This window comes from Streptomyces sp. SM18, from assembly GCF_002910775.2.
Taxonomy (GTDB): domain Bacteria; phylum Actinomycetota; class Actinomycetes; order Streptomycetales; family Streptomycetaceae; genus Streptomyces; species Streptomyces halstedii.
Genome location: NZ_CP029342.1, coordinates 4,234,702 through 4,249,082 on the forward strand (window position 1 = coordinate 4,234,702; position 14,381 = coordinate 4,249,082).

A 14,381-nucleotide genomic window follows, 5' to 3' on the forward strand; every position below is an offset into this window, starting at 1 on the left:
GACGGGGCCGCGGGATGTCCGCGCGGCGCCCGGTGGTGTATGCGGTGGGTCCTGGCCGGCGCCTACCTGGCCGGCTTCTTGCCGGTGATGCCCAGGTGTACCAACAGGGCTAGGTTCGGGCGGAGTTCGGCCTGCTTCACGCCCCAGGTGGTGAACCCCTTCTGGTGCGAGGCGACGGCCGAGAGCATCATGACGAGCGAGCCCGCCACGGCCGCGGGGCTGACGTCCTTGTCGACCCGCCCCTTGGCCTGGAGGTCCTTGACGGCGCCCGTCAGGGAGCCGGTGACCGAGTTCAGGACCTTCATGCGGATCTTGTAGAACCGTTTGTCCCCTTCGGCGGCGCCGAGGTCCACCACGCGCAGGATCGCGTCATGGCGCCGCCAGAAGTCGAGGAACCCGTCGACGAGTTCCTCGGCGGTCTGCCGTCCCGCCTTGCCGACCCAGGAGCGGTCGGCGGCCAGTTCGGTCAGTCCGGCGCTCTCGCGGGCCATCTCTTCGGCGAGTTCGAGAACGGCGCCTTCGACGTCGGGGAAATACTGGTAGAAGGTCGCGGGTGAAGTCCCGGCCCTCCGGGCGACGTCGATGACTTTGACGTCCCGGTACGGCGAGGAGCTGAGCATCTCGCTGAGACAGTCGAGCAGCTTCTGCCGCGTCGCCTGACCTCGCCGACCAGCCACGCGGCCGTCGACGGTGCGCACTTGTCCTGTCATGCCGTCAGCTTACCGACGGGGGGTCGGAGCGCGATCTGACCGACTGCAAATGGGGAACAGCCCGCCGGGGACCGGGCGGAGGGCACGATTCCGGGGTGCCGGGGGCGGGGGAACGGGGAGGCCGGAGGGGCGGAACGAGGCGTTCCGGTCAGATTTTGTTATCAACAGCCTGTGGATAACTTCGGTGGACAACGTGTGTCCACCCTGCGCCCACGCCTTCACGGTTCGGGCAGAAGTTCTATTGAACGGGGGCCCTGATGCCGGAGAGCGGCCTCGGGGCGCGCCGCGCGCCACCCGACGCTACGTTGAGTATGACGGGCGTCACCATCGAGGAGGGACGGGCCCATGGCCGCATTCGCGCAGTCCGCGCCGTGCTGGGTCGATGTGCAGCTCTCCGACCTCGAAGCGGGCAAGCGCTTCTACGGCGGGCTCTTCGGCTGGACCTTCCGGGCCGGTGACGGCATGCCGTTCGCCGACGCGTACAGCGACGGGGCGCTCGTCGCGGCCCTCGCCGCCAAGCGGGACGGCCGCATGCCGACCGCCTGGGGCGTCTACTTCGCCACCGAGGACATCCTCGCCACCGTCGCCCTGATCCGGAAGTCCGGCGGCCAGGTGATCACCGATCCGGTCCGCGCGGGCAGGGCCGGGGTCCTCGCGCAGGCCGTCGACCCCGGCGGCGCCGTCTTCGGCCTCTGGCAGGCGGGCGAACGCGCCGGGTTCGAGAAGCGGAACGCCCCCGGTGCCTTCTGCTGGACCGAGGTGTACACCCGGCAGCCCGAGCGGGTGGACGCCTTCTACGAGGAGGTCTTCGGCTTCCGGGGCACCGACCTGGCCGTCCCCGGCGAGCCGGGGAGGCCGGGGCCCGCCGCCGGCACCGGTCTGCGGACGTGGTCCCCGCCCGGGACCGAACCGGGCGAGGAGACCGCGGTCGCCGGGCGTGCCGTGCTCACGGACGCGTACCCCGAGATGATGCCCAGCTACTTCCTCAGCTATTTCGCCGTGACCGACTGCGACCGGGCGGCCGGGACCGCCGTCCACCTCGGTGGCCGGATCTGGGCACCGCCCTTCGACGTCCCGCGCGGGCGGATCGCGGTGCTCCAGGACGACCAGGGTGCCGTCTTCGCGGTGCTGGAGCCGGCCGGGCCGCGGCCGTAGCCGTACCGCCGCCGGGGTCGTGGTGTCCTGAAACGGGTGGACTGACACAAGACACCCCGATCCGCCCCCGGGTTCGCAACCGGACGGCGAGCCAGGAACAATCGGGGGCGCACCGCCGGTGGTGCTCAGTGGTGAGACGCTGCACAGGGCGGTATTTCGCGGGCCTTGGTTGCCTGAGGTCCGTACGGGGAGGTGGCAGGCAAGTGGAGCAGCTGACGCGGCACGATCCGAGGCGGATCGGCCCGTTCGAGGTGCTGGGGCGGCTCGGGGCCGGCGGCATGGGGCTGGTCTATCTCGCACGCTCGGCGTCGGGCCGGCGGGTGGCGATCAAGACGGTTCGCACGGAACTGGCCGAGGATCAGCTGTTCCGGGTCCGTTTCACGCGTGAGGTGGAGGCCGCCCGCGCCGTCAGCGGGTTCTACACGGCCGCCGTGGTCGACGCCGACCCGCGCGCGGCCGTCCCCTGGCTGGCCACCGCCTACGTCCCGGCCCCCTCTCTTGAGGAGATAGTGAACGAGTGCGGTCCGATGCCGACGCAGGCCGTGCGCTGGCTGGCCGCCGGGATCGCCGAGGCCCTCCAGTCGATCCACGGCGCCGGGCTCGTCCACCGTGATCTGAAGCCGTCCAACGTCCTGGTGGTCGAGGACGGGCCGCGGGTGATCGACTTCGGTATCGCCTCGGGTGTCTCGAACACCCGGCTGACCATGACGAACGTCGCGGTGGGCACCCCCGCCTACATGTCTCCGGAGCAGGCCCGTGACTCGCGGAGCGTGACGGGCGCCAGTGATGTGTTCTCGCTCGGCTCCACGCTGGTCTTCGCGGCGACCGGGCACGCGCCGTTCCACGGGGCGAACCCCGTGGAGACCGTGTTCATGCTGCTGCGGGAGGGCCCGGACACCGAGGGGCTGCCCGACGACCTGCGCCCGCTGATCCAGTCCTGTATGCAGATGGACGCGACGAGGCGGCCCAGCCCCGCCGATCTCCAGTCCCAGCTGGCACCGCACCTGTTCGCCTCCGGCGGCGACGACAGCGGCACCGCGTCGGCCTGGCTGCCGACCCCGGCCACCGCGATGATCGAGCAGCGGCGCGGCGGCGGCCGCGCCCTCGCCGCGCCGCCCGCCCCGGTGGCGGTACCGCCGCCCCCGCGGCAGCCGCCGCCGGGCGCCGACCGGGACACGGCCTGGCGGGGTGACGGTGACGTCCGTCCCGCGCCGGTCCCCGCCCCGCTTCCGTCCCCGCAGCCCGAGGGCGGTCCGGTGCGGCTGCCCGGCGCCCAGGTGCCGATCGGCCCTGGCCCGCGTCCCGTGGACGTGCGCGGCGCGGCCGCCGCGCACGCCGATCCGGCGACCGGCTGGGTGCGTCCGCCCGCCGGGACGGCGGTCCCGGCCCCGCACCCGGCGGCCCCGTCCGCGCCCGCCCCGGACGCGGTGCCCGCGGGCCCCGAACGCTGGCGGCCCTGGCGCTTTCGCATGTCGAACGATGTGTGGGGGACCCCCGTCGTGGTGGGGGACCTGCTCTATGTGACCTCCTTCGAGGTGCACGCGCTGGACGTGGGCAACGGGCGCCGCCAGTTCAAGACCCGGGACGTCGCCTGGTCGATGGCCGTCGACGGCGGCCGGATCCACGCGTCGGACGGCCCCTCGCTGTACGCGCTGGACGCGACGACCGGCGCCGAGCGGTGGCGGCTGCGGACGGACGCCTGGGTGTACGCCCTGAAGGCGGACCGGGGCACCGTGCTGACCGCCACGCGCGGCGGGGGCGTCCAGGCGTGGGAGGCGTCCAGCGGCGAGAAGCTGTGGGAGGCCCGGGGGGTGCAGACCGACTTCGAGACACCGGAGGCCGGACCCGTCCTCCACGACGGCACGGTCTACCTCTGGCAGGACGCGCGGCTGCGGGCCGTGGACGCGCGCACCGGCCTGGAGCGCTGGTCGTACCCGGTCGGTGACGCGGCCTCGTGCGGCGGGGTGCCGGTGCGGGTGACCCCGGCGGAGGACGGCTTCGTGTACGTCGCCGCCGGGACCCGCGTGCTGGCCGTGGACACGGTCTCGGGCCGGGTGCGCTGGCACTTCGAGTCACCGGCCGCCTTCCTCTCGCCGCCCGCCTTCGCCCCGGGTCCTGCGGTCACCGGGGGCGGTGTGTACCTCGCCGACTACCTCGGCACCGTCTACGCGCTGGACGCCTCGACCGGCAAGGACCGGTGGCGGATCGCGACCGAGGCGCGGCAGTCCGTCGAACCGGTGCTGGTCACGGGCGGGAACGTGCATGTGGGCAGCGGAAGCGCGCTGTACACCCTGGACGCGGTGACCGGGACGCCGAAGTGGCGGTTCGCGGCGGGCGGCGAGGTGGTGGGCGCCCCGGTGGTCGCGGACGGCCGGGTCCACTTCGGTTCGGCGGACCATGTGCTCTACACGCTGGACGCCGCCGGCGGTCAGCTCCGCTGGAAGCTGGCCACCGGCGGCGAGATCACCGGCTCACCGGTCGCACAGGCGGGTGTGGTGTACGCGTGCAGCAAGGACCGCTGTGTGTACGCGCTGGACGCGGTGAAGGGCACGGGCACGGGGCACAGGGCGCGGACCTGACCCCGGTGCCCGTGCGGCGCGCCATGTGTGTCGTGCGTCAGGCGCCGCGGTGCCCGTGCGGGGCCGTGTGTCAGGGGTGCGGAGGGCGGTAGCTGCCGGGGTCCTCGTCCGGGCCGTCCTCGCCGCGCGCCTCGTGAGCCCCGTGCGTCCCCTGGGTTCCCTGCGTCTCCTGGGTTCCCGGCATCTCCTGCGTGTCCTGCGTCTCCGGGGCCCCTTGGGTCCCGTACGTCCCCTGGGCCTCCCGGGCCGGGAACCCGGCCGTGTCCTGGTCGCCCGAAGGTCCCCGGTGCCGGCCCGGCCCGGTGTAGGGGTCCGCCTCCGGCTCGGGACCCGGCGAGGTCTGCACGGACGGGCCGGGCTCGCGGGTCGGGGGCCAGGTGTCGGGCCGGTCGTCCGCAGGCGCGGGATACGGGTCGGGAGCGCGCCGCCGCCGTACGCCCCCGGTCCGCCCCGACATCAGCAGCGCGCCCAGCAGGAGCAGCACACCGCCGCCCAGGGCCTCGGCGACGCCGTACCGCAGTCCCGTCCCGCCGCCGACGCTCAGACTGCCCGCCGCCAGCCCCTGCCGGACCATCCACAGCACGGTGAAGGCCAGCACGATCAGCCCGGCTGCCGTCACCAGCCAGCGCGAGCGGAGGACGACTCCGGCCAGGGTCACCAGCGCGGCGAAGAGGAACGGCAGCAGGATCGAGAGCATCACGGCGGACGAGGTGCCGGTGATGCCGCCGAAGAGGTCCTGAACGCGGTAGTCCCGGCCCAGCCGGTGGTTGTACCAGCTGTTGAACGGGCTCTGGACGGCGGCCGCCGCTCCGAGAAGGGCGAGGACCGAGCCGAGTACGTTGCGAATCATGGACGGCCTCCCGGGCCTGCGCGCACGGAACTGCACGACACCCCTTCGCCCGACGCTACGCCGGACCCGTGCGTCCTGCCATCCGGAATTCATGACCCGACCATGACCAGACCGTGACGAGGGCATGACCGAGTCGTGGGACGGGGGAGGGAGGCTGTGCGGTGCGGTCGCGCGGCCGCGCGACCGGAGGGGAGCCGGCACCGGGCCGGCTCACGACAGCAAGGGGGGCCGCATCGATGATGGGGCGACGGATCAGGTTCGCGGCGGTACTGGCCGTGGTGGTGCTCGCGCTCACCGGCTTCCAGACCTCTGGCCACGGTGGCACGAGCGGAGGGAAGAGCCGCGGCGGAAGCAGCGGATCAAGTGGCGGCGGGTGCTCCAACTCCAAGAAGAGCAACGGCGGTTACAGCAACCACTCCGGTAATCGCAGCAACGGCTCGTCGGGCTCCACGGCGACCGCCACGACCGGCTCCCGGCCCCCGGAGGTCCGGGTCCTGCGCTGCGCCGAGCCCGCGCGGGGCGAGCGCAAGGCCGTGACGGCGGCCACGGTCCAGATCCGCTCGACCGCCACCACCTCGCACACGTACGCCGTGTCCGTGACGTTCACCGACGCCGCCGGCACCACGGTGGACACCGGAAGGGCGGCGGTCACCCTCGCCGCCGGCGCGTCCAGGACCGTGAGCGTCCGCATGGACGACCCCCAGGCGGTCTCCCGGGTGGAGCGCTGCCAGGTCAGGGCGGAACAGCGCTACTGACCCGGCGGACGGGCGGCGGGAACACGGATGTCCGCGTACGGCACGGCCGTACGCGGACACGCGGCGGCCGCGACGGCTCCCCCTCCGCGCCGCCGCGGCCGTTCCCCGTCGAGTGAGGTCTACTTGGGCGTCGGAGCCGACGCGTGGTTGTCCATCGTCGTGATCTCTTCACCCGACGCGTGGTTGTCCAGGGTCGTGACACCGCCGCCCGAGGCGTGGTTGTCCTGCGGGGTGGCCGTACCCGTGTCGGCGCCGGACGCGTGGTTGTCCTGCGGCTTGAGCAGGTCGTCCTTGACCTTCTTCTTGTCACTCATCGTCAGCTCCCGTTCGTCGATCCGTGCAAGGTCGGCGATGCCCGCCCGGCGATTCCCCCGTGGATCTCCGAGCGGACATCTCAGGGCCGTTCAGCCTACTGGGACGGCCCCACCCTCGATCCGCCTGCCCCCCGACGCGACGGCTCGATGACGTACAGACTCGCGCCCCGCGATAAACGAACGATGAACGGCCGGGCGGACCCGGCAGACCGGGTGCGGGACGGCGCTCAGGCCGCTGCCATCGGCGCCAGCAGCAGACGAGCCTCCTCGGCCTCGGGCGCGCCCAACCGGTCGTAGATGGACAGGGCTTCGTGCCAGCAGGCCCGTGCGCGGTCGGGCTGGCCGATGCTGTCGAGCGCCTTGCCGAGCACCGTCAGCACCGTCCCCCGGCGCCACTCGCCGCCGATACCGCGCAGCGCGATCGCCTGTTCCGCGTGGGCGGCGGCCAGGGTGGGGCGCTGCGCGGCGAGATGGGCCTCCGCCAGCCGGAAGTGCGTGACGCCCTCCCACAGCGGCTGGCGGTTGTCCTGGAAGAGCGCCAGGGCCTCGGTGAGCTGGTTCAGCGCCTCGGGCAGCCGGCCCGCCCGGGTCAGGGCGATACCCAGGGCGTACCGGCCGTTCGCCAGCCGGAGGCTGAGGCCCATCCGGTCGTAGATGTCGATGCCCTGCTGCGCGAGCTCGATCGCGCTGGAGATCCGGCCGAGGGAGACGTGGATCCGGGAGAGGTTGCACAGGGCGCTCGCCTGGCCGACGTCGTTGCTGTCGGCCCGGAAGTTCTCGATGGCCTGGAGGAGGTACTGCTCGCCCTCCTCGTGGCGCCCCTGGTAGATGGCGATGACACCCCGGTCGTTGGGCGCCCAGCAGTTGGGCACCGGGTCGTCGGCCGACCGCGCCAGCTGCATCGCCCGCTGCGCCTCGGCGTCCGCCTCGTCGAACCGGCCCGCCACGATGTGGACGTTGGTGATGGTGGTCCGGGCGCGCCCCTCCGCGTGGGCGTCGCCGCACGCCTGGGCGGCGTCCCGCGTCGTCAGCGCCGCCGACTCGTACTGCTTCGAGTTCGCCCCCGACTCCGCCAGGTCCTTCGACGCCCACAGGAGATCGACCGCCCTGCGGAGCATCTGGGAGCCCGTCGACTGCTGGGCGCAGGCCAGGAGGCAGTTGGCCTCGGAGTAGAGCCAGTCCAGGGCCGCGTGGCGGTCGCCGAAGGTGAGCCCCGGGTACCGCGTCGTCTGGAGGTGGGCGACCAGCCGATCGCCCGGCCGCTCCAGCGCGTACACCTCCGCCGCGGTCGCCAGATAGAAGTCCAGCAGCCGCGACAGCGCCCTCTCCCGCTCCCGGGCGGGCTCCTCGTCGCGTTCGGCGCAGGCACGGGCGTACAGCCGGACCAGGTCGTGGTAGCGGTAGCGGCCGGGGGCCGCCGACTCCAGGAGGCTGGTGTCCACCAGGGACTCCAGGAGGTCCTCCGTCGTGTGGCTCTCCAGGTCCAGCACGGCGGCGGCCGCCGCGAGGGAGATGTCCGGCCCGTCCGCGAGACCCAGGAGGCGGAAGGCGCGCGCCTGGGCGGGCTCCAACTGGCCGTAGCCCAGCTCGAAGGTGGCCTTCACCGCGAGGTCGCCCGCCTGGAGTTCGTCCAGCCGGCGGCGCTCGTCGGCGAGCTTCGCGGCCAGCACGGAGACCGTCCAGGTGCGGCGGGCGGCCAGCCGGGAGGCGGCGATACGGATGGCCAGCGGCAGGAAGCCGCACGCGGCCACCACGTCCAGGGCCGCCTCGCGTTCGGAGGTGACGCGCTCCTCGCCGACGATGCGGGTGAACAGCTGGAGCGCTTCCTCGGGGGACATCACGTCGAGGTCCACCAGATGCGCGCCGGCCAGGTCCAGCATGCGGACCCGGCTGGTGACCAGCGTCGCGCAGCCGGTGGTGCCGGGTATCAGGGGCCGGATCTGGGCCGCGTCGTGGGCGTTGTCCAGCAGGACCAGGATGCGGCGGCCGTCGAGCGTCGAGCGGTAGAGGGCGGCCCGCTCGTCCAGGGAGTCGGGTATCGCGGAGTCGGGCGTCCCCAGGGCGCGCAGGAACGAACCGAGCACGGTCTCGGGTTCGGCGGCCCTGGCGCCCGCGCCCTGGAGGTCCACGTACAACTGGCCGTCCGGGAAGTGCGGGCGGGCCTGGTGGGCGACGTGCACCGCCAGCGTCGTCTTGCCGACCCCGCCGATTCCGGCGAGCGCGGAGACCGCCATCACCGAACCCTCGGCGGTGACGAGCCGGTCACCCAGCTCGCGTACGAACGTGGCGCGCCCCGTGAAGTCCGGGACGGTGGCGGGGAGCTGGGCGGGGCGGACCGGTGCGGGGGCCGGTGACGGGTCGTCGGCCGGGCGTGCCAGGTCCTCGTCGGCCTGGAGGATGCGCTGCTGGAGCCGGGCCAGCTCGGGGCGCGGATCGACGCCCAGCTCCTCCGCGAGCAGCCGCCGGGTGTCGGCGTACACCGCGAGCGCCTCGGCCTGCCGGCCGCTGCGGTACAGGGCGAGCATCAGCAGCTCGCGCAGCCGTTCGCGCAGCGGGTGCGCCGCGGTGAGCGCGGTCAGTTCGGAGACGGCCTCCGCGTGGCAGCCGGCCTCCAGGTCCAGGTCGAGCCGGGTCTCGGTGAGCTGGAGGCGCCACTCCTCCAGACGGGCGCGCTGGTTCTCCGCGTACGGGCCGGGGAGCGAGGCGAGCGCTTCGCCGTCCCACAGGCCGAGGAGTTCGCGGAGCAGCGCGCGGGCCTGGCCGCGGTCCCCGGCGGCGCGGGCCTTCTCCGCCTCGGCCGCGCGGTCCTGGGCGAGGGTGAGGTCGAGGGTGTCGCGCGGTATCCGTACCGCGTAGCCCCCGGACTCGCTGACCAGGGTGTCCTGGCCGAGGGACTTGCGGAGCCGGGAGGCGTAGGTCCGTACGGTCGCGAGCGCCTGCGACGGGGGGTCCTCGCCCCAGAGGGCGTCGATGAGTTCGGACGCGGTGGCCGTGCGGCCGTCGCGCAGGAGCAGGGCGGCCAGCAGGGCCCGTTGCTGCGGGGACCCGGACGGCAGGGGCTCGCCGTCACGCCAGGAACGCACGGGGCCGAGCACCGCGAAGCGCAGGGCGGTCTCCACCGCCCGCTCCCGCGGAGCGCGCCGCTCCGGAACCTGCACACCAGGTCCGTTGTCGCGATCCATCGATGCCCCCTGTCCTGCTCGCCCCGCCGGTCCCGCTGGTGCCGCGTTGCTCCGTACCACTCGTACCGCGCTCAACAGTCTGCCTTGTCCTGGGCGGACTCGTCAGCATCAGGTGGCGCTCCGCACAGGACCGTGACGGTGTCAGGGGGCCGGTCCTGTGCGAAGGAGGTGACGTGGTGTCAGCCGGCAAGCGGTTGCTGGAGTTCCGTCACCCACCCGGCGTGGTCCGGCGGGCACTCCAGCGTGACCTCACGGGCGTACCCGGCGGTCCGGCGTCCGTGGGCGTCGAGCCAGCGGCCGAGGATCTGCTCGGTGGCCAGCACCCCGTCCATGGAGCCCCGGTGGACGATGGCCGCCGCCTCGAACGCGGGCAGCTCCACGACCGTGACGCCGGTGTCGCCGAGCGGCCCGGCCGGGGCCTCGACGGTCACTCCCGCGTGCACGGTGATCGCCCCGTCGCCGTCCGGGGCGTCCTCGTACCGCGCGATGCCCGGCCCGGACGGGCTGACGCCCGCCTTCGCCAGCAGCGGGAGCAGCCGGTCGTACAGGGGGCCGACGACCGGGCCGATCTCCTCCGGCTGGTAGCCGGCGGCCGTGCCGGTCAGCTCGGCGACCCGTACCGCCGGGATGTCCTTGACGATGACGTCGTTGTCGGGCATGTGTCCCTCGCTCTCGATGGACCGGAGCCTCGCCTCGACCCGCGTCAGCCGGGAGGCGGCCGCGTTCATGGCCTCCTCCAGCTCCGCCCGGCGCAGCCGCAGCATCCCCCGCAGCTCCTCCGTGTCCACCCGCTCGTCCAGGACGGCCCGCACCTGCTGGAGCGTGAAGCCGAGGTCCTTGAGCGCGATGACGCGGTTGAGGCGGGCGAGCTGGGCGGCGCCGTAGTAGCGGTAGCCGGTGACGGGGTCGGTACGGTCCGGGCACAGCAGGCCGAGGGCGTCGTAGTGGCGCAGCATCCGGGCCGATACCCGGCCGTACCGGGCGAAGTCTCCGATGGTGAACATGATGCTCCCAGTGCACGGCCTCACACGGTGTGAAGGTCAAGGGCCGAGGGGACGGGGCTTCGGCGCGTGCCGCGAAGAGGCCGGACGAGCCCTCCGGACGGCCCCGGGCAAGGCAGGAGCCCCGCTCCTCCGCCGGGGCGGGGGAGCGGGGCTCCTTGGGTACTGCGTGCCGGCCGCGATCGGCCGACCCGGGCAACACAAGGCCCTTCGTTCGGATCAGACCGGGCTCACGGGGCCTGGCACCGCACCTCGCGGCGTTGTCGTCGGTCGCCATGGCTCCGCCATGACTCCCTCCTCCGCCTTGCGATGCACGGCACCGGGCCCCGCTCCCTGATCCGGCCCGATCCGAACGAACGACCTAGGCCGGGGTGACGTTCTCAGCCTGCGGGCCCTTCGGACCCTGAGTGACGTCGAAGTTCACGACCTGGTTCTCCTCGAGGGAGCGGAACCCGGACGCGTTGATCGCGGAATAGTGGACGAAGACATCCGGGCCGCCGCCGTCCTGGGCGATGAAGCCGAAGCCCTTTTCAGCGTTGAACCACTTGACGGTTCCGGTAGCCATAAGCCCTCCTTGGGCCAAAGGGTTGCCCTGCTCCAGAACCTGCAAACAAGTCTGAAAACTACAAAAGCCTGCGGGTTACATGCTCCGCAGGCTCTGTACTGCAAGGGAAACCAAACTGCAACTTGCGGCGAGCCTAGCACGCAGTCCGCGGGGAGCGGTAGAGGGAAAGATCACTTCACCCGGATGTTTGATTGAGCCGCCGAACGGCTGACGGACAGGCCCTCCCGGGAGGCGCCGGGGCGCCCCGATGACACCTGCCCACGGGTACGGGTCTAGCCTCGCGATGTGGACAATTCAACCGTCTCTCCCGTAGAAGGCGACGACCGTCGCAGCAGGCCGCGGGTCGGCCACATCCAGTTCCTGAACTGCCTCCCCCTCTACTGGGGGCTCGCGCGGACCGGGACACTGCTCGACCTGGAGCTCTCGAAGGACACCCCGGAGAGACTCAGCGAGCAACTGGTCAGGGGGGACCTCGACATCGGGCCCGTCACCCTGGTCGAGTTCCTCCGTCACGCCGACGACCTGGTCGCCCTCCCCGACATCGCCGTCGGCTGCGACGGCCCCGTCATGTCGTGCGTGATCGTGTCGCAGGTGCCCCTGGAGCAGTTGCACGGCGCCCGGGTGGCGCTGGGCTCGACCTCCCGCACCTCCGTACGCCTGGCCCAACTGCTCCTGGCCGAGCGCTACGGGGTCACGCCCGACTACTACACCTGCCCCCCCGACCTCGGCGTGATGATGCAGGAGGCCGACGCGGCCGTGCTGATCGGCGACGCCGCGCTGCGCGCCAACCTGCACGACGCGCCCCGGCTCGGGCTCCAGGTCCACGACCTGGGCAGCATGTGGAAGGAGTGGACGGGGCTGCCGTTCGTCTTCGCGGTCTGGGCGGCCCGCAAGGACTACCTGGCCTCGCACCCCCTGTACGTGGAGAAGGTGCACGAGGCGTTCCTGGCCTCCCGCGACCTCTCCCTGGAGGAGGTCACCAAGGTGGCCGAGCAGGCCGCCCGCTGGGAGGCCTTCGACGCCGAGGTGCTGGAGCGGTACTTCACCACCCTGGACTTCCGCTTCGGCCCCGACCAGCTGGCCGGGGTGCGCGAGTTCGCCCGCAGGACCGGCCCCGGAACCGGATACCCGGCCGATGTGACGGTCGAACTGCTGGGCGGCTGACACCGGCGGACGGGAAAGGCGGGGAAGTGGATGAATCCCGTACCTTCTCGTCCATCCCTTTACCCCGGACGCCGGAGGGCTCCATTTCGTTCCCGGGAATGCGCGGGAATGGCCGGGCCCTCCCGTGCGGACGTATGTCGCATAGAGGGGGGAGCTGAATAGCGCGCCCACGGGGGAACACTCCCGGTGTGCCGTTCGGTATCGCGCCGGTGAACGCCGGCGCGGGCGCGCGGCGAACGGCGTATTCGCGCCTTTCGGCATGGCGAAATCCCTGGCTTCGTTCCCTTAGGGGCCGAAATCGGCGGAAGGGGTCCCTGTGACCGGGGACCCCGGCCGCCTAGGCTGCGGGCGGAGGTCTTGGGGTTCACAGGGGGAGACCATATGCAGCCGCTCGAAGCCGGCGAACCACGCGCGATCGGCGGCTACCGGCTGATCGGCCGGCTCGGCGTGGGCGGGATGGGCCGTGTCTATCTGGGACGCAGCGCGGGCGGCCGCACCGTCGCGGTCAAGGTCGTCCATCCCCACTTCGCCCTCGACGAGCAGTTCCGCGCCCGCTTCCGCCGCGAGGTGGAGGCCGCGCGCCGGGTCGGCGCGCGGTGGACCGCCCCCGTCCTGGACGCCGACCCGGACGCGCCGGTGCCCTGGGTGGCGACCGGATACGTCGCCGGGCCGCCGCTCTCCCAAGCGGTCACCGAGCACGGGCCGCTGCCCGAGCACGCGGTGCGGGTGCTCGGCGCGGGCCTCGGCGAGGCGCTCGACGCCGTCCACGCCTACGGGCTCGTCCACCGCGACGTGAAGCCGTCCAACGTCCTGCTGGCCCTCGACGGCCCCCGGCTGATCGACTTCGGCATCGCCCGCGCGCTGGGCGCGACCGTCTCCCTCACCTCCACCGGCGTCTCCGTCGGCTCCCCCGGCTACATGGCGCCGGAGCAGATCCGGGGGCTGGACGTCTCGGGCGCGGCCGACGTCTTCTCGCTGGGCGCGGTCCTGGCGTACGCGGCGTGCGGCAGCGCCCCCTTCCTGGGCGACTCCTCCGCCGTACTCCTCTACAAGGTGGTGCACGAGGAACCCGAACTGGGCGATCTGGAGGGCGAGCTGCGGGAGCTGATCGCGGCCTGCCTCGCCAAGTGGCCCGAGGAGCGGCCCGCCCCCGCCGAGCTGGCCCGGCGGCTGGCGCCGGAGGGGGCCGCCGCGCTGGTGGGCGCCGGGTGGCTGCCGGACCCGATGGTGCGCCAGGTCAGCCGTACGGCGGTGGCCCTGCTGGACCTGGAGCCGCAGGACGACCCGGCGCGGTCGGGACCGGTGCCCTTCAGCAACGCCTCGCTGGAGAGCGGGCCGCTCGGCGCGTTCGGCCCGCCGCTGCCCGAACCGCCGTCCGCGCCGCCGTCCGTGGGACCAGGGACGGGGCCCGGTCCGTCGTCGGGTCTCTCCGGTCCCTGGGGGCCCGAGGGACCGGGGGAGCCGTTCGTCGGCGCCCCAGGCACCGGCGGGGTACGGCGCGGGCGGCGGGTCAGCTGCACCGTCGCGCTCGCCGTGGCCGGGGCGCTCGCCGCCGTCACGGTCGGGGCGGCGCTGCTGGGCGACCTGATCCCGTTCGGCGACGACGACCGGCACGGGAACGAGGGGGCGGCGCGGCCCTCGGCCACCGGGTCCGAGGCGCCGGGGGCGTCCGACGCCGGGACGGCGCCGGTGAGCGCGCTGCCCGAGCCCTTCGTCGGGACCTGGCAGGGCGCCGCCACCGAGCGCACCGGACTGCCGCACGGCACGGTCACCGCCGTGTTCACCGAGGGAGCCAAGGGCGAGGACGTGGTCCGGCTGACGCACCGTCTCGACGTACTGGGGACGAGCGTCGTCTGCGAGAGCGTCGGCAGGCTCGTCTCCGGCACGGCCACCGAGCTGAAGATCCGCGAACGCCCTGACCCCGGGAAGACGGACGGCGCCCTGTGCACCGGCGGCGACGCGGACCTCGACTTCACCCTCAACGACGACGGCACCCTCCGCTACCGCTCCCACGAAGAGGCCGCGGGCACGCCGAAGGGCACGCTCACCCGGTCCGGCCGCTGAGGCGACACAGGGCTGGCGTAGGCTGGATCGGTCCGCGGATCC

11 protein-coding genes are annotated in these 14,381 nt (G+C 73.2%); 5 read left to right on the top strand and 6 right to left on the bottom strand.

Annotated features, from left to right (window positions below; all coding sequences use genetic code 11):
* Nucleotides 1-62 precede the first annotated feature (62 nt).
* On the bottom strand, nucleotides 63-710 hold the full coding sequence (locus tag B9S64_RS19225; protein ID WP_103491661.1) for a TetR family transcriptional regulator: 648 nt from the start codon (nucleotides 708-710) through the stop codon (nucleotides 63-65).
* A 345-nt stretch (nucleotides 711-1,055) separates the two neighbouring features.
* On the opposite strand from B9S64_RS19225, the gene B9S64_RS19230 reads away from it, so the two are divergent.
* On the top strand, nucleotides 1,056-1,865 hold the full coding sequence (locus B9S64_RS19230) for a VOC family protein (RefSeq protein WP_103491660.1): 810 nt from the start codon (nucleotides 1,056-1,058) through the stop codon (nucleotides 1,863-1,865).
* 203 nt (nucleotides 1,866-2,068) lie between these two features.
* Nucleotides 2,069-4,444 (top strand): PQQ-binding-like beta-propeller repeat protein, encoded by a 2,376-nt coding sequence (locus B9S64_RS19235; protein WP_109492073.1) that lies wholly within the window; start codon nucleotides 2,069-2,071, stop codon nucleotides 4,442-4,444.
* 70 nt (nucleotides 4,445-4,514) lie between these two features.
* Here the strand turns inward: B9S64_RS19235 and B9S64_RS19240 are convergent, their stop codons facing one another.
* On the bottom strand, nucleotides 4,515-5,294 hold the full coding sequence (locus tag B9S64_RS19240) for a hypothetical protein (RefSeq protein WP_258037800.1): 780 nt from the start codon (nucleotides 5,292-5,294) through the stop codon (nucleotides 4,515-4,517).
* A gap of 236 nt (nucleotides 5,295-5,530) precedes the next feature.
* Here B9S64_RS19240 and B9S64_RS19245 point away from each other — a divergent pair, with 236 nt between their 5' ends.
* A complete protein-coding gene (locus B9S64_RS19245) occupies nucleotides 5,531-6,049 on the top strand; it encodes a hypothetical protein (RefSeq protein WP_103490573.1) in 519 nt (172 codons plus the stop codon).
* A 119-nt stretch (nucleotides 6,050-6,168) separates the two neighbouring features.
* Here B9S64_RS19245 and B9S64_RS19250 read toward each other — a convergent pair whose 3' ends face one another.
* The 4 genes from B9S64_RS19250 to B9S64_RS19265 form a co-directional block, all read right to left on the bottom strand.
* Nucleotides 6,169-6,363: a sigma-like protein gene (locus B9S64_RS19250; RefSeq protein WP_103490574.1), complete on the bottom strand. Its 195-nt coding sequence runs from the start codon at nucleotides 6,361-6,363 to the stop codon at nucleotides 6,169-6,171.
* A 227-nt stretch (nucleotides 6,364-6,590) separates the two neighbouring features.
* The gene (locus tag B9S64_RS19255) at nucleotides 6,591-9,545 is read right to left on the bottom strand and encodes a BTAD domain-containing putative transcriptional regulator (RefSeq protein WP_103490575.1); all 2,955 of its coding nucleotides are present in this window, start codon (nucleotides 9,543-9,545) and stop codon (nucleotides 6,591-6,593) included.
* A 179-nt stretch (nucleotides 9,546-9,724) separates the two neighbouring features.
* Nucleotides 9,725-10,549, bottom strand: a complete 825-nt coding sequence (locus B9S64_RS19260; protein ID WP_103490576.1) for a MerR family transcriptional regulator — start codon at nucleotides 10,547-10,549, stop codon at nucleotides 9,725-9,727.
* Nucleotides 10,550-10,907: 358 nt separating this feature from the next.
* Nucleotides 10,908-11,111: a cold-shock protein gene (locus tag B9S64_RS19265; protein WP_003967102.1), complete on the bottom strand. Its 204-nt coding sequence runs from the start codon at nucleotides 11,109-11,111 to the stop codon at nucleotides 10,908-10,910.
* A 285-nt stretch (nucleotides 11,112-11,396) separates the two neighbouring features.
* On the opposite strand from B9S64_RS19265, the gene B9S64_RS19270 reads away from it, so the two are divergent.
* Together B9S64_RS19270 and B9S64_RS19275 are read left to right on the top strand one after the other, a co-directional pair.
* Nucleotides 11,397-12,275, top strand: a complete 879-nt coding sequence (locus B9S64_RS19270) for a menaquinone biosynthetic enzyme MqnA/MqnD family protein (protein WP_103490577.1) — start codon at nucleotides 11,397-11,399, stop codon at nucleotides 12,273-12,275.
* A gap of 381 nt (nucleotides 12,276-12,656) precedes the next feature.
* Nucleotides 12,657-14,339: a serine/threonine-protein kinase gene (locus B9S64_RS19275; protein WP_103490578.1), complete on the top strand. Its 1,683-nt coding sequence runs from the start codon at nucleotides 12,657-12,659 to the stop codon at nucleotides 14,337-14,339.
* Nucleotides 14,340-14,381: the final 42 nt, after the last annotated feature.

Excerpts from the sequence above, each read along its gene's own strand:
- B9S64_RS19260 (WP_103490576.1), bottom strand. The coding sequence starts at position 10,549 with ATGTTCACCATCGGAGACTTCGCCCGGTACGGCCGGGTATCGGCCCGG.
- B9S64_RS19255 (WP_103490575.1), bottom strand. The coding sequence starts at position 9,545 with ATGGATCGCGACAACGGACCTGGTGTGCAGGTTCCGGAGCGGCGCGCT.
- B9S64_RS19245 (WP_103490573.1), top strand. The coding sequence starts at position 5,531 with ATGATGGGGCGACGGATCAGGTTCGCGGCGGTACTGGCCGTGGTGGTG.
- B9S64_RS19265 (WP_003967102.1), bottom strand. The coding sequence starts at position 11,111 with ATGGCTACCGGAACCGTCAAGTGGTTCAACGCTGAAAAGGGCTTCGGC.
- B9S64_RS19240 (WP_258037800.1), bottom strand. The coding sequence starts at position 5,294 with ATGATTCGCAACGTACTCGGCTCGGTCCTCGCCCTTCTCGGAGCGGCG.
- B9S64_RS19225 (WP_103491661.1), bottom strand. The coding sequence starts at position 710 with ATGACAGGACAAGTGCGCACCGTCGACGGCCGCGTGGCTGGTCGGCGA.
- B9S64_RS19230 (WP_103491660.1), top strand. The coding sequence starts at position 1,056 with ATGGCCGCATTCGCGCAGTCCGCGCCGTGCTGGGTCGATGTGCAGCTC.
- B9S64_RS19275 (WP_103490578.1), top strand. The coding sequence starts at position 12,657 with ATGCAGCCGCTCGAAGCCGGCGAACCACGCGCGATCGGCGGCTACCGG.
- B9S64_RS19250 (WP_103490574.1), bottom strand. The coding sequence starts at position 6,363 with ATGAGTGACAAGAAGAAGGTCAAGGACGACCTGCTCAAGCCGCAGGAC.